This is a genomic window from Hyphococcus luteus (genome assembly GCF_002943565.1).
Lineage (GTDB): Bacteria > Pseudomonadota > Alphaproteobacteria > Caulobacterales > Parvularculaceae > Hyphococcus > Hyphococcus luteus.
In genome coordinates this window covers 184,803-207,808 of the sequence record NZ_PJCH01000003.1, presented here as the reverse complement: position 1 = coordinate 207,808, position 23,006 = coordinate 184,803, and the positions used below count along the sequence as shown (strand labels likewise).

Here is a 23,006-nt window from a genome sequence, read left to right as displayed (position 1 = left end):
GAAAGGCGCCGCCGTCAAACCCCCGCTATATGCGCGCCGTCCCAGTCTTTGGGAACGCCGTCTTCGGAATATTTTTTGACGCGCTCTTCATAGATGTCGAAGAGGGCGATCTTCGCGCCGGGCGAGCCTTTGGTTTTTTCCAAAAGCGTTTTGGCCCGGCCCATATCGCCGGCGCGATAGGCCTTCAGAAACTCCCGGTGGGCGTCGTCAAGCGCGCGAAACGCCTTCGACGATTTGATGAACGGATTGCCGATCAGCGCATAGATGGAGACAGGCCGCGTCTCGTCGCGCAGTTTCAGCTTGTCGAGTTCGAGAAACGCGAAATGGTGATGCGTTTCCTTGTAGACCTGCTCGTCGCAGATCATCGCGGGGCCGTAAAACTCGGACTGGCTGCGCAGGAACGCGGCGCGGTCGACCGCGGGGCCTACGGCGGAGTAGCGGTTGTTGCGGCCATGGCCCATGGGGCCGACGAAACACGGGCCCGTGGCGATGCCGATGGCGAGATGGATCTGCAGGCCGCGCGTGCGGCTCGACGCGTCGAGATCGGCGTTGACCTTGTCCATGCTTTCGATGAGGCGCAGCGCCGCCGCGCATCCCGCCTGGATGTGGTCGGCGGTCTCTAAGGGCGCGTTGAAATAAGCGAACAGGCGCCCGCCCTCCGCCTGATCGGCCGCGCCGCCGGCGTCGATGATGGTCTGGCGCAGATCGAGCGAAGCCGCGGCGAGGAGCTTGGTGATGTCGTCGGGCAGGTTCTCCATGGTGCGCAGATCTTCGTCCGCGAAACGCAGCTCGCAGGCGAGGACGGTGATCTCCCGGCGCACGCCGTTCAGAAGATCGGCGCCTGAATCCTCGCGCAGTTTCTTCATCGCCGCTTCGGGCAGCGTGTCATGGAACGAGCCGCGCAGATTATCGTCGCGCAACACGCCGCCGATGGATTTGCCGCCGGCGATCGACAACGCGCCGAGGAACAGCGCGAAAGCCGGCGGGATCGGGTTCAGCATGATGTCGCCGAACGCAAAAGCGCCATAGGCGCCGAGCACGAGGACGAGCGAGACCACGGCGGCGAAGCCCGCCGCGCGCCAGAAGTCGAGACGCCGGGCGATCATGATCGCCGCCGCGCCGAGCAGCATCACCGCGAGCGCTTCCATATAGCCCGCCCAGCCCGGGCGCACGGGCGCTTCGCCGGAAACGATCTGCGCCGCGGCGAGGGCGTGGACCGCGGCGGGCGCCATCGGCCCCCGCGCCGTCCGGACCGAGGGGCCGAGCTCCGTATCGAGGCCGATGAGAACGACCGCGTCTTTCAGCTGCGAATTCGATCCGGCGATCACCGGCGCGCCGTTATAGCCGGAAAGCAGGCGCGAGGCGGAAGTGGTCGGCACCGCGATGTTTTTCGGCAGGTAAAGCCGCATGGCCGAGCTTGCCGAGAGCGGCAGCGCATGGCCGTTGACGCGCAGGCTTTCGAGCGTGCGTCCTTGCGCGTTGGCTGCATCGGCGGCGGTGATGGTGACCGCTTCGCCGCCGGCCGCCAGGCGCGCGGCCTCGAGCGCGATGGAGGGCGCCGGCTTGCCGCCGATCGACCACAGGAGTGGCGCGCGCCGCAAAACGCCGTCGCTGTCGGGCGACAGCGCCGAGACGGAAGGCTGCGCCGCATTGGCCAGCGCCGGATTGAGCCCGTAGAAATACCGCGTCGCCGGCAGCGCCAGATAATCCGCCGCGTCGCCGGCGACATGAAGCCAGGAAACGCCTTTCATATCAGTGCGTTCAAAGGAAGATGTGCGATAAGGGTTGAGCGGCGCCGAGGCCGAAACGCCGACCCCGCCGTCAACGGACGTGAAAGCTTCGGCGAGACGCTCGTCTGTCTGGGGCAGGAGGGCGAGCTGCTGGGCCAGGGTTTCGTCCCTTGCGCCTGAAAGCCAGAATTCGCCGATGGTTTCCGGCGACAGGGGATCGGGGGCGTCGACCGCTTCGGTGAGGATGACGCCTTTCGCGCCGGCTTCGCCCGCAGCCTCCACGAGCCCGGCGATCACCGTCCGCGGCCAGGGCCAGGGGCCGACCGCCTCGACGCTCTCGCGGTCGATCAGAACCAGGTGGAAATTATCCACAGCCGCGCCGTCTGCCGGGTCAAGTCTTTGAAAATAATCGAAAAGCCGCTCGCGCCAGCGCGCTTCCGGCGATTGCGCGCCGGTCAGGGCGCCGATCGCCATCACCGCCAGCACGCCGGTGACGACCAGGAGCGGGAGCCCGGTCAGCCACTGAAACGGCTTGGAAAACATACGTTTGGCCAAAACGACCCCTTTTACCGGCACGACATCGGGCGGCGCCCGCGGGCTCCATGAGCCCAATGCCGATCCGACTTGCAAGCCCTTATTCAGGATGAATTTATTATCCTGTTTTAAACCATAGCGCTGCAAGGACCGGGCCGGGCGCCTGGTTCCTTTAAGGAAGCATTAACCATGACGGATTCGGCGGCGAGTTTCGACATCGATGTGACGCAAGGGGTGCTGAAACTGGCCCCCCAGGGCGACTGGCGGGCGCGTTTTCTCGGCGGTCTCGACGATCCCTTGCGCGATTTCGCCGATGATTCGGTGGGCCGCGATCTCGTCATCGACATGTCCGGGGTGGAAAGGCTGGACACCGTCGGCGCGATGATGCTCCAGCGCACGCTCAGGGCCTGCGAGCGCAATGGCGACTCCGGCTTCGTGCGCGCGAACGAAGCGCAGGCCGCGCTTCTCGAACAGGTCGAAAATCACCTTTCGCCGTGCCATGTTGAGCCCCTGCACGAAAACGCCTTCGTCGCGGTCATCCGGCGCCTCGGCGTCGGCGTCGTCGACGCTTATTACGCGGCGATCGAAGTCTTGAGCTTTGTCGGCCTCGCCCTGGCGACGGCGGGACGGGTCCTGCTCAATCCGAAAAAGATGCGCTGGACCTCCACCGTCTATCATATGGAGGAGGCGGGGCTGAACGCCATGCCCATTGTCGGGCTGATGTCGTTCCTCATCGGCGCGGTGGTCGCCTATATGGGCGCCAAAATTCTCAGCATGTTCAACGCAGACATTTTCACCGTGGAGCTTGTGGGCATTTCGGTGTTGCGCGAATTCGGCGTTCTCTTAAGCGCGATCCTGATTGCCGGGCGGTCGGGCAGCGCGTTCACCGCGCAGATCGGCTCCATGAAGATCCGCGAGGAGATCGACGCCATGCGCGTCCTCGGTCTCGATCCCATGGAGGTTCTTGTTTTGCCGCGGGTGATCGCGCTCGTCATCATGCTGCCGATCCTCGCCCTCGTCGCGGCGGTGCTCGGCGTCATCGGCGGCGGTCTTGTGGCGGCGACAGCGATGGATATTTCGCCGGCGCTCTTTGTCTCGCGCTTTCAGGAGACCATCGTCATCAACCATTTCTGGGCGGGGCTCATCAAGGCGCCGTTTTTCGCCTTCGTGATTGCGATCATCGGCTGTTTCCAGGGCATGGAAGTCGAAGGCAGCGCCGAGTCCCTCGGTCAGCACACGACGCTTTCCGTCGTGCAGGCGCTGTTTCTCGTGATCCTCATCGATGCGTTCTTCGCGATGTTTTATCTGGAGATCGACTTTTGACGGACGAGGGACAGGATTCAAACCATGTCATCGAAGTCAAAGGGCTGAAGACCCAGTTCGACGACTTCGTGGTGCATGAAGATCTCGACCTCAGCGTGAGGGCGGGCGAGATCCTCGGCGTCGTCGGCGGGTCGGGCACCGGCAAGTCGGTGCTGATGCGCGCCATCATCGGTCTTAAACGGCCGAGCGCGGGAACCGTGCGCATTTTCGGCGAGGATTATTATCAGGCCAGCGACAAGGAGCGCGAAGTGATCGAACAGCGCTGGGGCGTTTTGTTTCAGGGCGGCGCGCTGTTTTCCTCGCTCACCGTCGCGCAAAACGTCATGGCGCCGATTAAAGAACATCTTAACCTTCCTGACGAATTGGCTAAGGACATTGCGGCGCTGAAGATCTCCATGTCCGGCCTGCCGGAGGAGGCGGGCGCGCGATACCCCGCCGAGCTTTCCGGCGGGATGAGGAAGCGCGCCGGCCTCGCCCGGGCGCTCGCCCTCGATCCGGAAATCGTTTTTCTCGACGAGCCGACCGCCGGCCTCGACCCGATCGGGGCCGCGAAATTCGATGAGCTCATCGTGAATCTCAAGGAATCCTTAGGGTTAACCGTGTTTATGGTGACCCATGATCTTGATACGCTGCATGCGACGTGTGACCGGGTGGCGGTGCTTGCTGAAAAGCGGGTCCTTGCCTGCGGCCCTCTCGAAGAGGTTCGCAAGACCGATCATCCGTGGATACAGGAATATTTTTCAGGGCCCAGGGGCAGGGCCGCGCTTGCCTTTAAGGCGAGCTAGGGGATGAGCTAGAGACAATGGAAACGCGCGCGCATTACGTCGTGATCGGCTCGGTCGTGTTGATCGCGATCGCGCTTGCGTTTTTCGTCATCATCCAGATGTCGCAGACCCAGCGCGAATTCGATGAATATGACGTGATCTTCACCGGACGCGTGTCAGGCCTTTCGGTCGGCGCCGCGGTGCGCTTCAACGGCATCCAGAAGGGCGAAGTCGAGACGCTTTCCATTGACCCGGAAGATCCTCGCGTCGTCGTCGCGCGCGTGCGCGTCGACAAGGACACGCCGGTCAAGACCGACACCAAGGCGGAGCTGGAGCTTGTCGGCTTCACCGGTCTCGCCGTCATTCAGCTGGTGGGCGGCAGCGCCGATAAGCCGCTTTTGAAAGATGTCAGCGACAAACGCGTTCCGAAGATCGTGGCGGATACGGCGGGCTTTGCGGCCTTTCTGGAAGGCTCCGGCGATATGCTCGCCCAGGCGAACCGTCTTTTGTCGGATGAAAACATCAATGATATTTCCGACATCATCTCCAATGTGGAGACGGTGACCGGCGCCTTCGCCGATAATGAGGAAGACATTGTCCATATCATCAAGAATCTGAACACCGTGACGACGGACCTTGCGAATGTGACGTCGAAGCTCGACTCTGCGGCGTCGAGCCTTGAGGAGTTCATGGAGAACGACGCGCAGGCTGCGGCCGAGGACGTCAAAGCGCTCCTGTCGGAATCGCGCGCGCTGGTCGAAGAGGTGCGGGCTATTACGACTGAAAACCGCGCCTCCATTCGCGTCTTCGCCGATCAGGGACTGGGCCAGGTGGCGCCGGCGCTTGCCGAGGCGCGCCGTTTGATGCGCACGCTCGACGCCATGCTGCGTGAAATCGACCGCGATCCGAACGCTTACTTCTTCGGCGAACGCGCGCCCGAATATGCGGGGGATGAGTAATGACGAGATTTTTCCTTTACGGTTTCGCAGCCGCGCTGGCGCTTTTTGCGTCGGGTTGCGTTTCGGTGCTGCCTGAAGCGGCGCCGCCGAAACCGCGCTTTCACATCGCTGCGGCGGACGCCGGCGCGCTGTCGGGCCCGCGGCTTTCCTTTTCGCTCGTCGTGGACGAGCCGCGCGCGACGCGGGTCTATGATTCCGTGCGCATCGCGGTCGCTTCGGCGCCGGGCCGCATCGAATATCTCGCCGGCGCAGAATGGGCGGACCGCGCGCCGCGGCTTTTCCAGACCGCGGTCATTCAGACTTTCGAAGACGCGGGCCGCATTCTCGGCGTCGGCGACCGCACGGCGATCCCTGTCGCCGATCTTGTTTTACAGACGGACATTCGCCGCATGGAGCTGAAAGTGAGTGGCGGAACCCGCGCCGCCGACGTCTCCGTTTACGCGCGCCTGTCCGACGGCAAGGGGACGGTTTACGCCGCGCGCAAATTCGAAGCCCGCATGCCGGCAAGCTCGACCGAACCGGATGACGCTTATGAAGCGTTCGACGCCGCTTTCGACGACGTCATCGCCGACCTTGTCGGCTGGGTTTATGAAGAGGGCGAAGCGCTGAAGGGCGAAACCTCCGCATCGCTCAGCGGCTAGATCGCTTTTCGTCCCATTGGACTTCGCCTGCCGCAGGTTTTATTCTGCGCCCTGTCATTTAGGTGCGCCATGGAAACCAAGTCATATACAGTTTCTTACAAAGCAGAATATGTAGGGCCTCCAAAGAGGTATTTGTATCTTACTAAAGAGCTACCCATTCCAAATGATGCTCCGCCAGAAATGGTGAGCGGTTGGGTGTTTGTTGTAGATGAAGAAGATAAAAATGGTGAAATTCAGCCTTTGTGGGATACATGGGAAGAGACATATCGAGAGATAATCAGATACCCAGAAGTATATGCCCCGAAAGATATTACATGGGTAAATGACGATACAGGTGAACCGGTAGATATTTATAATCTATAACATATTGAACAAAACGGTTCTGGTTAAGGAGCAGACATCATGAAAAACGCATGTTCCTTTGTTGCAGCATCCTTGATGTTCGCGCTTTCCGGCTGCGCGCAGCAGGCGTCATCGCCGGGCGCGGACGCGCCGTCAGGAGAAGAGCCCGCCATGCCGGATAACGGCGACTGCCCGGTCATCGACTCGCGCGACTGGAAAGCCTGGGTGAACGCCATGCCCGGTCCGGGCGCAGAGACGACGCTGATCGTCGAAGGCGCCGTCGACATGCCGACCCCCGGCTATACGTTTTCCTGGGAGGCCGGCATGGCGGACCGCAGCGCCGTTCCGGCGCAGCGCCTGCATCTGACCGCGACGGCGCCGGACGGCATGGTTACGCAAGTGATCACGACCGAAAATGTGCGTTATGAGGGCCCGGCCATCGCGAAGGAATATCGCGCGGCGGCGGTGATGTGCGGGGATGAATTGCTCGCGGAAATCACCGACGTCGTGACCGCGGAGTGACGCGTCAGGCGAAATAACCGACCGTGGCGCCGATCAGGAGATAAACCCGGCCGAGCGGCGAGGAGAGATATTCTTCGAGCTCTTCGTCGGCGGTTTCCGACGTGGTGGCGTCTTCCAAGAGTTGTTCGAAGCCTTGCAGGAATTCATGCACGCCGGATTCGAACCGCCGGTCGCGCCCTGATTCCGTTCTTATGCGGCGCTTCACGTCGGCCTCGTTGAGCCGCAACAGGCGGTTGGCGAAGACATTGCGGTCGCCGCGTTCGAAACGCTCCTGCAGCGCCGGCGGCGGGTCGCCGTAAAGCCGGGTTTCAAGCTCGTGGGTGAAATCCTGCAATTGCGCAATGATGCGGATTGCGTCTTCGGCCTGTTTGCGCGCATCGGCGTCGGCATCCGTGTCTTTCGCCGCCTTGCCGAGATCGAGCGGCGCGGCTTCTTCGGCGGCGTCGAGGATTTCGCGCCAGGACACATTGCCCTTGTTGCGCTTGCCGTCGGCGCTTTTCTCGTCCCTGCCGAGCGTCAGCGGCGGTTCTTTCGCCGCCGCTTGCTTGCTCGGGCGGCGTTCGGCGATGTCGCGGGCGAGCTCGTCAAGGCGCGCCGCGCCGTTGGGCTTTTTCGCCGGCGCTGCGGCGGGCTTTTCGCCGGATGCCGGGGCCGCGGACGCTTCGGCGGGTTTGTTCTGCGCCGCCGCTTTTTCAGGGGCCGGTTTTCCTTGAGGCGGAATTTCCGGGGCGGTTTTTGCGGCCGTCAGCGGCGGCTCCTTGCGGCGGGCCGCCGGCGTCAGGTCGAGCGTCGCTTCGGCTTCCTTTTCCGTTTTTCTGGCTTCTTCTTCATCTGTCGTTTGGCGCGCGGCGGCTTCCGCTTTCTTTTTCTCGGCGGCCTGGCGGTCGGCGCGGGCCTGCATTTCGTTTTGCGCTTCGGCGAGGCGGGCGGCGGCTTCCTGCTCGCGCAATTGCGCTTCGGCGAGGCGCGACAACCGGTCGGTCTGGGAGGCGATGGCTTCGGCGAGGCGGTCGGCGCGTTTTCTCTGTTCGTCGATCAGCGATTCAAGGCGCGCATTTTCCTTTTCCAGCGCGGCCCGCGCTTCGGCGAGCGCCTGGTTGCGTTCTTCAATGCGCGCGGCTTCGGTCTCGGAGAATTTCATGGCGTCTTCGGAGCTTTTGCGGGCGCGGTCGCTGGCGGCGGCGACATCGGTTGAGGCTTTTTCCGCAGCCTCGCCGGTGCGGCGCGCCGCATCGGTGACGTCTTCGGCGGCTTTGGTGGCTTTCAAGGCGCCGTCCGATGCGGCGGTCAGCGCGTCGGAGGTTGACTTCGTAATGTCCTCGAGCGCCTTGGCGGCGGCGTCCTGAACCTTGGCGGATTCTTCAGTGGTCGCATCGATGGCGGATTTCGCCGTGCGTGTCGCGTGTTCGCGCGCCGTCTCAACGGCTTCCTCGGCGGCTTTTTTCGCTTCTTCCGATGCGGCGCGGGCGGCGGAGCCGATATTGGCGGCGTTGCGCGCGGCGGACTCTGCGGCTGCGTCGGCGGCGGCTTTGGCCCGCTGCGTCGCGGCGTTGGTTTCTTCAGTGGAGGCGTCGATGGCCTGGGCCGAGGCGCGCATCGATTCATCGACATCGCGCAGGGCGTCGCGCAGGGATTCAAAAGAATTGAAAGCGCGCTCGGCGGCGCTTTCAAGCCGGTGCAGGCGTTCGTCGAAATCCTTTTCCGCTTGCACTGTCGTTATTTCTGCGGATTCGAGCGAGGAGATGGTTGTCTTCGCCTTTTCCGCAATCGCCGCGGCGAAACTGTCCGCATGAGCGTTCAGCGTTTCGGTGAGCTCCATCAGCCGCGAGCGTTCATCGGCGACGCGGCCCACGGCGCCGGTGGCGCGCGCCTCAATGGCTTCGCCGGCGATCTCGATCGCTTCCACATGCTGGCGGATCATCGCTTCCACCGACGCAAGACGGGTGAGGGCGCCGTCGAGCCCTTCATTCAGCGCGGTCATGTGGCCCTGCACCACGGCGCCGACGCTGTCCGCGTTTTCCGCCGCCGCCAAATCGGGCGTGACGATGCGTTGCGCCGCGGCGGCGATCGATTCCGCCGCGCGGATCATTTCGATGAGACGCGAGACCGCATAGCCGATGAACAAAACCAGCGCCGGGATGATGAACGCAAAGAGCAGCGTTTCGATTTCAAAAGCGGCGAGCGGATTCCAGGGCCGGTCGGCGCCGGTGAGCGCGTTCAACTGGCGATGCGCGAACCAGTTGCCGAGCGGCAGGCCGACGATCATGGAGAAGAAAACGAAAACCGAGGTGAGGCGCGCCATCTGCCAGACCTGCCGGCTCATGGAGTTCCAGCGCCGTTCGCCGCCGGAAACGTATGAGACAGCGCCGGCGCCATAGCCGGCCGCGGCGCGCGCGCCGGACTCGATGATGCCTTTGAAACGCATGCGCGGATTGTCGTCCGCCTCGCCGTCATCGGGCTGACGGGCTTGCCGCTCTTCGTTTTCGTCTGCGTTGTCGCTCACCTGGCCGGCCTCTTTAGAAACGCCGAAGTCTCTTGTAATGGGCGAAGACCCGCCCGAACGCACCCGCATAGCGGAATTTGTAAAGCCCGCCAATCGCTTGAGCGAGAAACCGGACGCCGCCCCGCCTTGCCTTTTGGCAATATTTGCGCATCCGGCCCCGATTAGGGAAGGGGCTTCAATTTCCAGCCCGTCAGAATCCCCGTAGAAGCTGGCTTACGCGCCTTTCCGGACGATTTTCCCCAAGCAGCGGCCCGAATGACTGACGAGCAAAAAACCGCGCTGCAGCGCTTTATCGAAAGCGACGCCTTTCAGGGCGTGGTGCTGGGGCTGATCATCATCAATGCGGTGATTCTCGGGGCCGACACCTTTTCCGGGGTGCGCGACGGGGCCGGGCCCTGGCTGATGGCCGTCGACCGGGGCATCATCTACGCCTTTGTCGTCGAGATCGGCCTCCGGATCATCGCCTGGCGCGCCGCCTATTTCAAAAACGGCTGGAATGTCTTCGATTTCCTGATCGTTCTCGTCTCGGTGGGGGCGGCGACCTCGGGCCTCGGGGCCCTGCGCGCCTTCCGGGTGTTGCGGGTCTTGCGCGTCATCACCGTCATTCCGCGCATGCGGGTGGTGGTCTCGGCCCTGCTCGATTCGATTCCCGGCATCGCCTCGGTGGGGGTCGTCCTGGCGCTCATTGTCTATGTCTTCGCGGTGATCGCCGCCAATCTCTACGGCCCCGCCCATCCGGACCTCTTCGGCGACGTCTTTCAGGCAATGTACACCCTGTTTCAGGTGATGACGCTTGAAGGCTGGCCCGACATCGCCTCGCAGGTCTCCGAGACGCACAGCCGGTCCTGGGTCTTTTTCCTGACCTTCGTCCTGATCGCGACTTTTACGATGCTCAATCTTTTCGTCGCCATCGTCGTGCGGGTGGTGGAGGAAGATAGCGAACCCGTCGTTGACGAAGTGATGGAAGGACAGGCGGAGATCCGGAAGGAAATCAGCGCCTTGCGCGCGGAGATTGAGGGCTTGGCGAAACGCCTGCCGCCGGCGTCTTAGTCTTTTCTTCCCGCTTTTCGGCGGGCGCAAAAAATGCGACTTTCCGATCCTCATGAGCAAGCCACATTCCTTCGGCCTTTCCAAGGGCGACCGGCTGACCTGGCGTTACGAGGTGATCGAACCCATCGGCGCGGGCTCGGAAGGCGAGGTCTACAAGATCCGCGAAAAGGCGACGGGCCTCACCCGCGCGGCGAAGCTCTATTACCGCTCGAAGGAACAGAACGCGAAACGCTTCCAGCGCTATGCGCGCAAGCTCGACGCGCTGCGGGACTGCGATATCGTCGTCAAATATCTCCACGCCGAGGAGGTGTGGATCGACGACCGCTTCATCTATTGCCTGATCAGCGAATATTTCGGCGGCGCGATCCTTGAAGACATGCTGAAGCGCTATCGCGGCGGACGCATGCCGGCTTTCGAGGCGCTCAACCTCACCTATGCGCTGGTGAACGGGCTTGAGGAAATCCACGCTCGCAAGGAGTTTCACGGCGACCTTCACAAGGGAAACATCTTCGTCGAACGCACCGGCGTTTTCTTTCGGGTGCGCACCATCGATTTTCACGACTGGGGCCGCACCCCGGCGGTGGAGCGGCGCGCCGACATCCTGTGCGTGGCGCGGCTTCTTTACGATCTTGTCGGCGGGCGCGAGCATTACAGGAAACAGCCCCAGGCGATCCGCGACATCTGCATGGGCAACCGCTCGGATCTCATTCTCAAAAAGTTCCCGACGGTGTTTCACCTGCGCGCGCATCTTGAGACGTTTGAGTGGTGAGGGCCAAAGCGCTAGGTGAAGAAGCGGAAGCCGGTTTTTCGCGTTACCGGCGCGACCACTTAAATCTAGCCCGCGAATTTCGCGCGTCTGCGGGCGAGCGCCGTCTGTTTCAAGAGCAGTTTGACGAGGGGCCGCGAAGTGATGCGCGCGGCGAGGATGCCGAACGTGACGGCGACCGCGCCGACGGTGAGGACCGCATCCTGCGCCATGATCGACGGCGCATCGAACAGCGAAATCAGGAACAGGGCCGAGGCGACGCCCGGCGCGCCGCCGAACCAGGCGAGAAACATCTGGCTTTCCTGGGGCAGGCTGGTTTTTCGAAGCGCGGCGAGGCGGGGCCCGGCGCGCATGATGGTGACGGCCGCCGCGGCGAAAAGCACGATCAGGAGATCCGCCTGCAGCATGCGCGGCGCCAGAACCGCGCCGAAGCCGAGATATGCGAGCGGCGCGGCGAGGCGCTCCGCCGAACGGCGCAGGCGCACCCGCGTCACGGTCAGCGCGCGGGTCTGCTCGCCCCATAAAAGCCCGGCGGCGGCGGCGGCGATCACCGCATGGGCGCCGATAAAGGGCGCTGCGACAAAGGCGATGACGCCAGCGGCGACGGCGAAACCCGCGGCGTTTTTCCGGAAGCGATGAAAATTGCCGTAATGGGCGGCGGCGAGCCCTAAAGAGCCGCCAAGCGCAAAGGCGATAAGGAAACCGCGCGAGGCCTCGAAGAGCGGCGTCGCCAGCGGCATGTCCTGCGGCGCGGCGGTGGCGACCGCTTCGAGCATGACGGCGACGGGAATGCCGAGCGCGAGGATCGCCGCGCTTTCAAGCCGCACCGCGGCTTTTAACGTTGAGGGGGCCGGCGCGCCGGTGACCGCCCGGCGGTCGAAGGCGGCGCCGTTGAGGGTGAGCGCCCCGGCGAGGAGGAAGGCCGCGCTCAAGGAAAGCTGCGGCACCAGAATGAAGGCTGCGAGCCCGCAGACGACGAGGAAGATCGGCGCCCCGCCAATGGTCAGCCGGAAGGAGGCGGGGCAGACGCTCGCAAGCTTGGTGATTCGAAATTGTGCAGCTGCGGTAAAGGCGATGAGGGCGAGAAGGGCGTCGGCCCCGGCGGCGGTCCACTCCGAAGGCGCGAATGGCGCGCCGGCGACTCGCCAGACAAGCGAGGCGCCTGCGCCCAAGGCCAGCATCGCGGCCGGCGCGCGCGCCGCCGCGTCAACCGCCTTCAGGCTGAAGACCTTGCCGCGACCCAGAATCAAAAACAGTGCGGCCAGTAAGGCCGCTGCGATAGCGAAAGCCATTGGGAGTTTTTTGTCCGCCGTTGCCGTTCGGCGCTATTGCCGCGCGCCGAATCATTAACCGCAACTTTGGATTGATCCGCGCGCAATTGCAAATTGAATTTTCGATAGAATTAGCCCGTTTAGCCCTATATTCCGGGCCCGGACGGACTGCGGATGCACCATTCTATCACGGAAATTTTTTTGGTGGATAGATATCCACGGGTTTTTTTTCGGCTCTATGATCTGCGGCGAACTTTGTTGTGTGAGAGGTTGTTATGGACGCTTCGCCGGACTTCGAAAAAGAAACGAAGAGCCGCGGCAGAATAAAGCGCGCGATTGCGCGCATCGCGCCGGGTCTGGCTCATGCGCTGGGCGGGCCGCTCGCCGGCGCGGCGGTCGGGCAATTGTCGCGCGCGGTTTTCGGCGATGATGCGGCAAGCGAAGACACGCTCGCCGATGCGCTGGAGCGCGCGGGGCCCGAACACCTTCTTGCGATCAAAAAAGCCGAACAGGAGTTCCAGCTCGCGTTGCGTCAGGCGCGTGTCGAGGAAATGCGTATCGATGCGGGCGACCGCGCCAATGCGCGCGCGCGCCAGGTTAAGATGGACGACTGGACGCCGTCGGTTCTGGGCGCGCTTGTCATTCTCGGCTTCTTTCTTGTGCTCGGCGTTATGGTGGCGAAAAAGCTGCCCGCCGGCGCCGAGACGGAGTTTTCGATCATGCTCGGCGCGCTGGCCACGATGACGGCGGCGGTGGTCAATTATTTTTTCGGCTCTTCCGTCGGCTCGCGCGAAAAGACGCGGCTCATCGCCTGGCCGGTTCCGGAAGACGAAAAGAAAGAAGGCGGCGCGTAACGATTGCGTCAGCGAGCGCGGCGGATGGCGGCGCTCAACACCGGCATGACAAAAGGCGGCAGCATGCATGAGATGACAAAACCGGCGCCAGCGGCCAAAAGGGCAGGATGAGCGTTAAAGGATTTGACATTGCGATTGTCGGCGGCGGCGTTATTGGCCTGGCGCTCGCCCGGACGCTCGTCAGGGAAGGCGCGCGCGTCGCCGTCTTCGACGCCGCGGAAGCGGGCGGCGGGGCGATCCCGTCCGCAAGCCACGCCGCGGCGGGCATGCTGGCGCCGTCATTCGAATATGGCGAGCTGCCCGCGGCTTTGAGCCAGGCGCTTTATCGTTTCGGCGCGCGCGGGCTCGCGCTCTGGCGCGAATACGCCGCCGCCCTCGAAGAAGAGACCGGCCTTTTCATCGATTATCGCCCGGACGGCATGCTCGCCGTCGCCTATGGCGAAAACGACAGCGCGCCGCTCGAAGTGCAGGCGTCCATGGTCTCGGCGCTTGGCGGCGCGGCAAAGATGATTTCCGGCGACGAGGCGCGGGTCCTGGAGCCGGCGCTGTCGGAGGCCGTGATTGCGGCGCTGCATGCGCCGCAAGACGCGCAGGTCGACCCCCGGCGTCTGGTGAAAGCGCTGAAAGCGTCGCTGGCGGAAAAAAAGACGCCTTCTTTTGCGGTGCGCTTAGCGCGCGTCGACCGAAAGGACGCCGGTTACGAACTCGTCGGCGCCAATGGCGAGCGTTTCGAAGCGGACAAGGTGGTCCTCGCCGCCGGCGCCGTCAGCGGTCTTGTTCCCATGGGGCTCGTTTATCCGGTGAAGGGCGCGGCGGTCGCGATCGCGGTGAAAGACGGTCTTTTGAGCCGGGTGGTGCGCGCGCCCGGCGCTTATCTTTGCCCCAAGGCGGATGGCCGGCTTGTCATCGGCGCCACCGAGGAGATCGGCCGCGACGATCTCGAAGTGGAGCCGGCGGCGGTGACTGGCCTGCGGACCAATGGGGTGAAAGCGGTTCCGGCGCTCGCCGGCGCGCCCGAGATCGAGCGCTGGGCGGGCCTTCGGCCCGGCACACCCGACGGCGCGCCGATCCTGGGGCAGGACGGCGAGGGGCGGTTTCTCGCGCTTGGCCATTACCGCAACGGCATTCTCCACGCGCCGGCGGCGGCCGAAGCCATGGCGGCGCTTATTCTGGGGCGCGAAGCGCCGGTCGACATCGCCCCGTTCGGGCTGGGGCGGTTCGGACCGGCGCAACATGGTTAGCGCTTTATTGACGATTGGCCGCCAGATTAACGGGTTGTTGCGCCATGAGAGGGGCTGCAGATGACGACGGAAATCGCCGCCGCCGGCACGACCGGGACTGTGCTCGTGACGGGCGCGGTCAAGCGCGCCAGCGCCTCCACCGGCGCAGGCTTTGATTTTCTGATGAAGATGGCGGCCCGCGAAAGCGGCTTCGATCCGAACGCGCAGGCCAAAACCTCGAGTGCGGCGGGACTGTTTCAATTCATCGAACAGACCTGGCTCTCGACGGTGAAACAATATGGCGGCGACCACGGGCTCGGCGCGGCGGCGAACGCCATCACGCAGAACGCCAATGGCCGCTATGAAGTCGCGGACCCGGCGGCGCGCGAAAAGATTTTGAATCTGCGCTTCAACGCCGAGGCGGCCTCCGCCATGGCGGGCGAGCTCGCAAACGAAAACAAGACTATGCTTGAAAGCCGGCTCGGCCGGGCGGCGTCGAGCGCCGATCTTTATACGGCGCATTTTCTCGGGCCGTCGGGCGCGGTGAAGCTTCTGTCCGCCGCGTCCAATGTGAAAGCGGCCGATTTGCTGCCGCAGGCGGCGGCGGCGAACCGGCCTGTGTTTTACGACGGCGCGCGTGCCAAAAGCGTCGGTGAAGTCGTCGCCTCTATCGCGCAGTCCATGATGGGCGAGGCCGCGCCGGACGCTGGTTTCGCGCAGGCGCAACCGGCGCGCAGCGTCTCGCCGGTCGGGAATTACATGCATCAGATCGTGGACGCCTTTTCAGCGCCAGCGACGAAGCCGGCCTCCACAGGCATGAGCGCCACGGCGCTCGCCGTTCTCGACGCGCTCGATGCGACGTTAATGCGCGAAGAAGGCGACGAAGAAGAGTCTGGCCTTACTTCTTGAGGTAAACCGCTGCTTGGGATCAGTTTAGCGCTAAGGATGAGTAGTATAATTGTGGCTTGCCGTTTACGGTAACGGCTTATCTTTGATAAAGACCCATACGTCACCCTCTGTTTCCGATGATCGCGCATCAATTTCAGTTAACAGTCGGGCTGTTTCATCGCGGTTGGCTCCGATTACACCGGATAAAGTTTCCATTTTTCGCCAACCATTGGGTCCAGGCTTATCCAACATCTGCTTCAATAGTTTTTTGCGCTTTTCGTCACGGTTGCGCATCTCCTGTGTTTCCCACTGATGCTTTAACCATTGGCCAGCAATGGCAATAGCGCCGCCCACAACAGCACCAATAATGCCGGCCAAAAATTCGCACATAACATTTCCTGTTGCAGCTAGCGGTTTTCTAGCAGCGCGGGGCCGTTACGCCTTCGGGCAGTTTCGTGTCGGCGGAGATGCAGGCTTTCGCCAGTTGCTCCGTCGAGAGATTGACCGCAGCGGAAAGATCCGCGCCGTGAAGTCTTGCACCGTCAAAGGTCGCGGCTTTCAGATTGGCGCCGGTGAAAATAGCCTTGTCGAGTGTCGCAGCGCTGAAGCGCACGCCGGTAAAGTCGGCGCCTTCGAAATGCGCGCCCGTCATGTCAGCGCCGATGAAGGACGCCCCCGCGCCATAGGCGGCGCGGAAGTCCGTCTTGGCGAGTTTCGCGCCGGCGAAACTTGAAAAGGAAAGATCGGCGTCAATGAACTGCGAGTCCGTGAAATCGCCGGCGCGGGCTTTCGCCTCGCGCAGCTCGGCGCCGGAGAAGTCCGAATTCCGGAACATCGATGCGTTGAGATTGGCCTTGGCCATGCGCGCGCCGTTGAAATTCACCATATCACCGGTCGCGCCTTCAAGGCTGGCGCCGTCGAGCAGGGCCTGGTCGAATTGCGCGTTGGATACGTAAGAGCTGGCGAAATTTGTCTTCGGCAGGTCCAGATTGGAGAAGACGGAGCCGTTGAAATCCTGAACCGCGTGTTTGAGGTCTTCTTCCTTGTCCAGCTTGCCGACGGCGATGGCCGGCAGTTTGACTCCGGCGCCGTCGAGCACTTTTTCGAGCTCCGGTCCGATCTGGTCGACCTGGGCGAGCGGCTTGGCGAATTCCTTGCCGATCTCGGCGACTTCGACGACGGGGTTTTTCTTTTTATAGTTCCTCGAGCCGGGCGTGACCGTTGTCACGACCGAAAGGACGGCGATCATCAAAACAATAATAAGCGCGATCAACTTCATCGCGGCAGACTCCCCGGTTTTGTTCGATTGCCAAGCTAGGCCCGAGCGGGTCAATGTTCGATTAAGGATGAATTTCGAATTTGTCGTCCGGCGCTAAAAAGTTAACGAGGCCTTACGAACATCCCGTGGAAGCGCCGCAACTGTCGCAGCGAAGGCAGGCGCCGTTCCTGACCAGCGTGAACTGGCCGCATTCGGCGCAGGCGTCGCCTTCATAGCCCTTGATGCGCGCTTCGGATCGCGCGCCCCCCGGCGTGGCGAGGACCCCGCGCGGCGCCTTCTGGTTCACGGCGTCGGCGAGCTTGGCGATCTGCGCCTCGATTTCCGGCGCGCTTTCGGCGCGGGCCTCCTCGTCGACATCCTCGATTTCGACCTCGATGTCTTCTTCTTCGTCCTGCTCTTGGTTTTGGGGCTTGCCGGCTTCATTCGCCGAATGGCGCAGCCGGTCGAAATCGCCGCCGCGCAAGATGACGAGATTGTCGGTGACGGTGGAGCGCGAGAAGCCTTTCGAGATCAGCTTCGTCGCATCGGCCTGGGTCTTTTCTTCATCGACGCCGCGGCCGATGGAATCGATGGCGGTCTCTTCCGGGTGCACATGGGCGAGATCGGCGCGCCCGAGATAGGAGATCGCCAGCTCGCGGAAAATATAGTCGAGGATCGAGGTTGCGTTCTTGATCTGGTCGTTGCCCTGAACGGGGCCCGCCGGCTCGAAACGCGTGAAGACGTAAGCGTCGACAAACTCTTCGAGCGGCACGCCATATTGCAGGCCGAGCGAGACCGCGATGGCGAAATTGTTCATCAGCGAGCGGAAGGCCGCGCCTTCCTTGTGCATGTCGATGAAGACTTCGCCGAGCTCGCCGTCGTCGAATTCGCCGGTGTGAAGATAAACCTTGTGGCCGCCGACAATGGCTTTCTGGATATAGCCCTTGCGTCGGTCGGGGAGGCGCCGGCGGCCCGGCGTTCGTTCGATGATGCGCTCGACAATGCGTTCGGCGACGATTTTCGATTTCTCCGCCGCGGGCGCGTCTGCGATCTCGGCTTCAAAGTCTTCTTCTTCTTGCTCCAAGCTTTCCGGAGCGAGGAGGGCGGCGGCGAGCGGCTGCGACAGTTTCGAGCCGTCGCGGTAAAGCGCGATGGATTTCAGCCCCATCCGCCAGGCGAGCATATAGGCTTTCGCGCAATCGCCGATGCTGGCGTAATTCGGCAGGTTGACGGTCTTCGAAATCGCACCGGAAATGAAGGGCTGCGCCGCGGCCATCATTTTCAGATGCGCCTCGACGGGAAGCGCGCGGGTGCCGATGCGCCCGCAGGGCGTTGCGCAATCGAAGACCGGATAATGCTCTTGTTTCAGATGCGGCGCGCCTTCGACGGTCATCGCCCCGCAGCAATAAAGATTGGCCTGGTGGATTTCCTCGTCGGTAAAGCCGAGGAAGCGCAGGACTTCGTAACCGGTGAGGTTGAGCTCGCTTTCGCGCATGCCGAGGACATGCATGCAGAAATCCTCGCCCAGCGCCTGCGGCGTGAAAGCGTAGGTCAGATCGAACGCCGTTTTGAGCCGGTCTTCGAGCGCCTTGATGTGACGGTCTTCGAACCCTTCGCCGCGCAGATCGACAAGCGAGACGCCCGGCGCGCCTTCGAGCGTGCCGCGTCCCGCCGCGTAATAGCCGATGTCCTCGATCTCCGCTTGCGAATAGCCGAGCGATTGCAGGGCGGCGGGCACGGCGCGGTTGACGATCTTCAGCATGCCGCCGCCGGCGAGCTTTTTGAATTTGACGAGCGCGAAGTCCGGTTCGATGCCCGTCGTGTCGCAATCCATGACGAGGCCGATGGTGCCGGTGGGGGCGACAACGGAAACCTGCGCATTGCGGAAGCCGTTGATGGTCCCGAGTTCGTAAGCTTCGTTCCAGACCCGGCGCGCCGCCTCGGTCAACTCGCCCCAGGGGCAGGCGTCGGCGTCGAACAGCATGGGCTCGACGGCGAGGCCTTCAAAGGCGCCGCCGATCGCCGTGCCGGCGCAGGCGCGGCGGTGATTGCGCAGGACCCGCAGCATGGCGTCGCGATTATCGGCGAATTGCGGGAAGGGCCCGACGGCGGACGCGATTTCGGCCGAGGCGCGATAGGCGGCGCCGGTCATCAGCGCGGATACGCCCGCCGCAACGGCGCGCCCTTCCTCGCTGTCATACGCAACGCCGGAAGACATCAGCAGACCGCCGAGATTGGCGAAACCGAGGCCCAGCGTCCTGTAATCGTAAGACCGGCGCGCAATTTCGGCGGCTGGATATTGCGCCATGAGGACGGAGATTTCGAGCGTCAGCGTCCATAAGCGGCAGGCGTGTTCGAAGAGGTCGGCGTCGAAGCCGTCTTCGGTTTTGAACTTCAAAAGATTGAGCGAAGCGAGATTGCAGGCCGTGTCGTCGAGGAACATATATTCCGAGCACGGATTGGAGGCGCGGATCTCGCCGCCCGCGGGGCAGGTGTGCCAGGCGTTGATGGTGTCGTGGAATTGCAGCCCCGGATCGGCGCAGGTCCATGCGGCCGAGCAGATATTGCTCCATAGCGCCCGCGCGCGAATGGTCTTGGTGGTTTCGCCGTCCGTGCGCCGCGTCAGCGACCATGTCGCGTCGTCATTCACGGCGGACAGAAATGCGTCGGTGACGCGCACGGAGTTGTTGGCGTTCTGGCCGGAGACCGTGCGGTAGCCTTCCGAATCCCAGTCGAGATCGAATGTCTCCACATCGATGCGGCGATAGCCCTGACGCGCGAAATCGATGACCCGCCGGATCGACGCGTCGGGAACGAAGGCCTGGCGCGCCTCCTTGACGGCGGTTTTCAGCGCTTCGTTCTGTTTCGGGTCGAACCGCGCGTCCTGAGCATCGCCGACCTTGCCTTCGCCCTGCCAGCAGGCGTCGAGCACGCGGGGGAGGTGTTTGGCGAGCAGGCGCGACCCGGACACGAGCGCCGCGACTTTTTCCTCTTCGCGGGTCTTCCAGGAAACGAAGTCTTCGATGTCGGGATGGTCGATATCAACGACCACCATTTTCGCCGCGCGCCGGGTGGTGCCGCCGGATTTGACCGCGCCCGCCGCCGCGTCGCCGACTTTCAGGAAACTCAAAAGGCCGGAGCTTTTGCCGCCGCTTGAAAGCGGTTCGTCCGCGCCGCGGATGTTTGAAAAGTTTGTGCCGGAGCCGGAGCCGTATTTGAACAGGAGCGCCTCGCGCTTCCACAGATCCATGACGCCGCCGTCGCCGGTCAAACTGTCGTCCACCGACTGAATGAAACAGGCATGCGGCTGCGGGCGTTCATAGGCGCTGTCGGACTCGGTCAGGGCGCCGGTCGCATGGTCCACATAGAAATGGCCCTGTCCGGCGGCGTCGATGCCATAGGCCCAGTGCAGGCCGGTATTGAACCATTGCGGCGAGTTCGGCGCGCCGGCCTGCAGGGCCAGCATGGCGCGCATCTCGTCCATGTAAGCGAGAGCCGCTTCCTCATCGTCGAAATAGCCGCCTTTCCAGCCCCAATAGGTCCAGGCGCCGGCCATGCGGTCGAACACCTCTCGGGCGGAGGTCTCAGGCCCGTAGCGTTCGCCGGCGGGCATTTTGGCGAGCGCCGCGATGTCCGGCATGGAGCGCTGCAGGAACACAGGCACGCCCTTTTCCTTCACGCGCTTGGTTTTGGCGGGAACGCCGGCCTTCCTCAGATATTTCTGGGCGAGAATGTCGACCGCGGTCTGGCTCCAGGCCTTGGGGACCTCGATGTCGCGCATCTCGAAGATGATCTCGCCGGAAAGGCTCCGGATCTCCGAATCCGCGCGCCGGAAGACGACGCCGCCATAAGGCGCGCCTTTTTCCTCCGAAAAGCGGCGTTCGATGCGCATAGAACCTTCTCTTGGGGCGGAGCTTTGCCTCCAGCCCCAAATATAGTCATCCGGCCCTCTTGGCTCCACCCGTTTTCTTTGCAATTCAAGGGAAAAGCGCCCTCCAGGCCCGGCTTGGCGGCCTCTCTTGCGGGGCCTGGCGACGGGCGCCATATTCGCGCCGCTTATCGGGGCCATAAAGGCCCTCAGGAGTTCGGGACCCCGCATGTTTTCACAGCTTTTCACCTGGTGGAATTCGACCACCTTCGGCACCTCCTTCACCCTCTGGCGCAGGGGGGCCCGCCTGGTCGGGACCGATGAGCAGGGCAACCGCTATTACGAGGAGCGGGATGGAAGTCTGCCGGGCAGCGACGGCAAGCGCCGGCGCCGCTGGGTGGTTTACCATGGCGTCGCCGAAGCCTCGCGCGTGCCCTCGGACTGGCATGGCTGGCTGCATCACACTTTTGAGGAAGCGCCGACGGTCGCGCCCTTGACGCGCCGCGCCTTCGAGCAGGATCATCTGCCGAACATGACCGGCACGCCGCTCGCCTATCATCCCAAGGGCAGCCTGTCGCGCCCGGGCGGCCCGGCTGATGTGAACGACGATTACGAAGCCTGGACGCCGGACAACGCCTAAAGGCTGAAACAGGGGAGGCGAACCCATGAGCCGCGCCGGATTTTTCGAAACCATTGTCGGAGCCGTCGTGATCGCCATCGCTGCGGCGTTCCTCGCTTATGCTTACGGGGTCAGCGGCAAAGGCATCGGCCGCGACCAGTACCGGATCGCCGCCGTCTTCGGCCGCGTCGACGGGGTGACGGTCGGGTCGGAAGTCCGGATCGCCGGCGTCAAGGTCGGCGCCGTTTCCGCCAACAGTCTCGATTCGCGCACCTATGAAGCGAATGTGGAGTTTGCGATCGACGGCAATGTCGAGATTCCCGAGGACTCCATTGCGAAAGTCGTTTCCGACGGCCTGCTTGGCGGCGCGCATATCGCGATTGAACCGGGCGCTTCGGAAGAAATGCTGCGCGCGGGCGACAAGATCACCATCACGCAAGGCTCGGTCGATCTCTTAGGGCTTGCGGTTCAGGCCTTCACCAACCAGGCCGCCAGCGACGGGGACAAAGCCGGCGATAATGCAAACGCCGACCCGCTGGGAGAGTTTTGATGCGCCCTATTTCAGGTCTCGGCGTTTGTGTTCTGGCGATGGCCTTGGCGATGTCGGCGCCCTTGGCGGCGCAGGCGCCCGCTGATGACGAAGCTGCTGATGAACCCTTAAGCGAGCTCGACGCGCTTTCCCGCTCCGAAGACGATCCTTTCGCCGGCGCTTCGGAAAAGGACGAGCGCGAGCCGGTTTCGGTGACCTTGCGCGCGCTCAACAAGATCACCGCGCGCTACACCGATCTTGAAATCGGCATGAATGAAATCGCCCGCTTCGGGTCGCTCGAAATCCTGCCGCGCACCTGCGACAAGCGTCCGCCGGAAGAGTTTCCGGAAACCACGGCCTTTCTCGAAATTTACGATCTTGAATATGAAAACCGGCAGAGCGATCTGAAAATTCAGGAGCCGGAGATTCTCGAAGACGAGATCGAGACGCAAGAACTTGAGGTTCTGCCGGGCGAGCCCATCGGCGAGGCCGTGCCGCTGCGCGAAGCCGACGCTGCGGAAAAGCCGGCGCCCGCGCCGGAAGTGCTTGAAGGGCCGCAAGCCGACGGCGTCAATATTTTCCGCGGCTGGATGTTCGCCTCGAGCCCGGCGCTCAATGCGCTTGAGCATCCTGTCTATGACGTCTGGGTGATTGACTGCAAAACCAAGGACGCCGACAGCTGATCGGGCGCGGCGAAGAAATCGGCTTCCGCCTGAAGCGCTTTCGCCAGCATGATCTGATAATCGGCGTCAGGCACGCCGATCAGCCCGAACTGCACCAGATGCTCGTTGTAGAACTGGGCGTCGATAAAGTGGAAGCCGCCGATCTTTAAGCGCGCCATCAGATGCAGCATGGCGATTTTGCTGGCGTCCGTTTCCCGCGAAAACATGCTCTCGCCGCAAAAGGCCGCGCCCATGACGACGCCGTAAAGCCCGCCTGCAAGCCGGCCGTCTTTCCAACATTCGACCGAATGCGCGCGTCCCTGAAAATGAAGCTCGGTATAGGCCTCGATGATGGCGTCGTTGATCCAGGTTTCGGGACGGGCGTTGGTCGCCTCGGCGCAGGCGGCGATAACCTGCGCGAAGGCGGCGTTGATGCGGATCTCGAAGGGCTCGGTTTTGAGAAACCGCGCCAGCCTTTTCGGCACATGCGGCTGGTCGAGAGGAATGACGCCGCGCTCGTCGGGCAGGACCCAGACGGCGTGCGCGTCGTCCCGGGCGCGCGCCATCGGGAAATAGCCGAGGGTATAGGCCTTCAGGAGGTCCTCGGTGGGGATCGCTGTCGCCGAATCGCGGGGCATGGGGCCAGTCTACGACATGCCGCCGCAGGCCGTCATCTGTGGAAAAAGCGCCAAACTTATTGATT

At 63.0% G+C, this 23,006-nt stretch carries 21 protein-coding genes; 14 read left to right on the top strand and 7 right to left on the bottom strand.

The genetic code is table 11. The features are described from left to right. Window positions 1-14: 14 nt before the first annotated feature. Window positions 15-2,285, bottom strand: coding sequence for a CHASE2 domain-containing protein (locus CW354_RS03585; protein ID WP_133162156.1), 2,271 nt, complete (start codon window positions 2,283-2,285; stop codon window positions 15-17). A 168-nt stretch (window positions 2,286-2,453) separates the two neighbouring features. Here CW354_RS03585 and CW354_RS03580 point away from each other — a divergent pair, with 168 nt between their 5' ends. The 6 genes from CW354_RS03580 to CW354_RS03560 all read left to right on the top strand — a co-directional run bounded on the left by CW354_RS03580 (window position 2,454) and on the right by CW354_RS03560 (window position 6,815). Continuing rightward, window positions 2,454-3,587 carry an ABC transporter permease gene (locus tag CW354_RS03580; protein ID WP_207764644.1) on the top strand — a complete coding sequence of 378 codons (1,134 nt, stop codon included), beginning with the start codon at window positions 2,454-2,456 and terminating at the stop codon, window positions 3,585-3,587. Next, window positions 3,584-4,372, top strand: a complete 789-nt coding sequence (locus CW354_RS03575) for an ABC transporter ATP-binding protein (protein WP_104828680.1) — start codon at window positions 3,584-3,586, stop codon at window positions 4,370-4,372. The genes CW354_RS03580 and CW354_RS03575 overlap by 4 nt, the downstream gene beginning before the upstream one ends. 17 nt (window positions 4,373-4,389) lie before the next feature. Beyond that, a complete protein-coding gene (locus CW354_RS03570) occupies window positions 4,390-5,310 on the top strand; it encodes an MlaD family protein (RefSeq protein ID WP_104828679.1) in 921 nt (306 codons plus the stop codon). Continuing rightward, window positions 5,310-5,951 (top strand): ABC-type transport auxiliary lipoprotein family protein, encoded by a 642-nt coding sequence (locus CW354_RS03565; RefSeq protein WP_104828678.1) that lies wholly within the window; start codon window positions 5,310-5,312, stop codon window positions 5,949-5,951. Before CW354_RS03570 ends, CW354_RS03565 begins: the two co-directional genes overlap by 1 nt. Before the next feature lie 69 nt (window positions 5,952-6,020). Then, a complete protein-coding gene (locus tag CW354_RS22930) occupies window positions 6,021-6,314 on the top strand; it encodes a hypothetical protein (protein ID WP_133162155.1) in 294 nt (97 codons plus the stop codon). Window positions 6,315-6,353: 39 nt separating this feature from the next. Continuing rightward, the gene (locus tag CW354_RS03560) at window positions 6,354-6,815 is read left to right on the top strand and encodes a hypothetical protein (RefSeq protein ID WP_133162154.1); all 462 of its coding nucleotides are present in this window, start codon (window positions 6,354-6,356) and stop codon (window positions 6,813-6,815) included. Between the two features lie 4 nt (window positions 6,816-6,819). Here the strand turns inward: CW354_RS03560 and CW354_RS03555 are convergent, their stop codons facing one another. After that, window positions 6,820-9,318: a coiled-coil domain-containing protein gene (locus CW354_RS03555; RefSeq protein ID WP_104828676.1), complete on the bottom strand. Its 2,499-nt coding sequence runs from the start codon at window positions 9,316-9,318 to the stop codon at window positions 6,820-6,822. A gap of 255 nt (window positions 9,319-9,573) precedes the next feature. Between CW354_RS03555 and CW354_RS03550 the strand changes: the two genes are divergently transcribed. After that, complete coding sequence (locus CW354_RS03550) at window positions 9,574-10,368, top strand: ion transporter (RefSeq protein WP_104828675.1); 795 nt, start codon at window positions 9,574-9,576, stop codon at window positions 10,366-10,368. A gap of 52 nt (window positions 10,369-10,420) precedes the next feature. Continuing rightward, window positions 10,421-11,137: a protein kinase domain-containing protein gene (locus CW354_RS03545; RefSeq protein ID WP_133162153.1), complete on the top strand. Its 717-nt coding sequence runs from the start codon at window positions 10,421-10,423 to the stop codon at window positions 11,135-11,137. A 65-nt stretch (window positions 11,138-11,202) separates the two neighbouring features. On the opposite strand, the gene CW354_RS03540 is transcribed toward CW354_RS03545, so the two are convergent. Next, window positions 11,203-12,426: a cation:proton antiporter domain-containing protein gene (locus CW354_RS03540; RefSeq protein WP_104828673.1), complete on the bottom strand. Its 1,224-nt coding sequence runs from the start codon at window positions 12,424-12,426 to the stop codon at window positions 11,203-11,205. A 254-nt stretch (window positions 12,427-12,680) separates the two neighbouring features. Between CW354_RS03540 and CW354_RS03535 the strand changes: the two genes are divergently transcribed. From CW354_RS03535 to CW354_RS03525, 3 genes are all read left to right on the top strand, one after another. After that, window positions 12,681-13,259: a hypothetical protein gene (locus tag CW354_RS03535; protein WP_104828672.1), complete on the top strand. Its 579-nt coding sequence runs from the start codon at window positions 12,681-12,683 to the stop codon at window positions 13,257-13,259. Window positions 13,260-13,366: 107 nt separating this feature from the next. After that, window positions 13,367-14,500, top strand: a complete 1,134-nt coding sequence (gene thiO, locus CW354_RS03530; RefSeq protein WP_104828671.1) for a glycine oxidase ThiO — start codon at window positions 13,367-13,369, stop codon at window positions 14,498-14,500. Window positions 14,501-14,560: 60 nt separating this feature from the next. After that, window positions 14,561-15,388, top strand: a complete 828-nt coding sequence (locus tag CW354_RS03525; RefSeq protein WP_104828670.1) for a lytic transglycosylase domain-containing protein — start codon at window positions 14,561-14,563, stop codon at window positions 15,386-15,388. A gap of 63 nt (window positions 15,389-15,451) precedes the next feature. Here CW354_RS03525 and CW354_RS03520 read toward each other — a convergent pair whose 3' ends face one another. The 3 genes from CW354_RS03520 to CW354_RS03510 all read right to left on the bottom strand — a co-directional run bounded on the left by CW354_RS03520 (window position 15,452) and on the right by CW354_RS03510 (window position 20,517). Then, window positions 15,452-15,757, bottom strand: a complete 306-nt coding sequence (locus CW354_RS03520; protein WP_104828669.1) for a hypothetical protein — start codon at window positions 15,755-15,757, stop codon at window positions 15,452-15,454. Between the two features lie 28 nt (window positions 15,758-15,785). Next, on the bottom strand, window positions 15,786-16,646 hold the full coding sequence (locus tag CW354_RS03515) for a pentapeptide repeat-containing protein (RefSeq protein ID WP_104828668.1): 861 nt from the start codon (window positions 16,644-16,646) through the stop codon (window positions 15,786-15,788). A gap of 112 nt (window positions 16,647-16,758) precedes the next feature. Continuing rightward, window positions 16,759-20,517: a vitamin B12-dependent ribonucleotide reductase gene (locus CW354_RS03510; protein ID WP_104828667.1), complete on the bottom strand. Its 3,759-nt coding sequence runs from the start codon at window positions 20,515-20,517 to the stop codon at window positions 16,759-16,761. A 205-nt stretch (window positions 20,518-20,722) separates the two neighbouring features. On the opposite strand from CW354_RS03510, the gene CW354_RS03505 reads away from it, so the two are divergent. From CW354_RS03505 to CW354_RS03495, 3 genes are read left to right on the top strand one after another with little or no spacing between them, the layout of a single operon-like run. Continuing rightward, window positions 20,723-21,133, top strand: coding sequence for an NADH:ubiquinone oxidoreductase subunit NDUFA12 (locus CW354_RS03505; RefSeq protein ID WP_104828906.1), 411 nt, complete (start codon window positions 20,723-20,725; stop codon window positions 21,131-21,133). A gap of 25 nt (window positions 21,134-21,158) precedes the next feature. Continuing rightward, the gene (mlaD, locus tag CW354_RS03500) at window positions 21,159-21,662 is read left to right on the top strand and encodes an outer membrane lipid asymmetry maintenance protein MlaD (protein WP_104828666.1); all 504 of its coding nucleotides are present in this window, start codon (window positions 21,159-21,161) and stop codon (window positions 21,660-21,662) included. Further along, window positions 21,662-22,324, top strand: a complete 663-nt coding sequence (locus CW354_RS03495) for a DUF2155 domain-containing protein (protein ID WP_133162152.1) — start codon at window positions 21,662-21,664, stop codon at window positions 22,322-22,324. The genes mlaD and CW354_RS03495 overlap by 1 nt, the downstream gene beginning before the upstream one ends. Here the strand turns inward: CW354_RS03495 and aat are convergent. Beyond that, window positions 22,276-22,941, bottom strand: a complete 666-nt coding sequence (aat, locus tag CW354_RS03490) for a leucyl/phenylalanyl-tRNA--protein transferase (protein WP_104828665.1) — start codon at window positions 22,939-22,941, stop codon at window positions 22,276-22,278. The genes CW354_RS03495 and aat overlap by 49 nt on opposite strands. Between the last annotated feature and the right edge of the window lie 65 nt (window positions 22,942-23,006).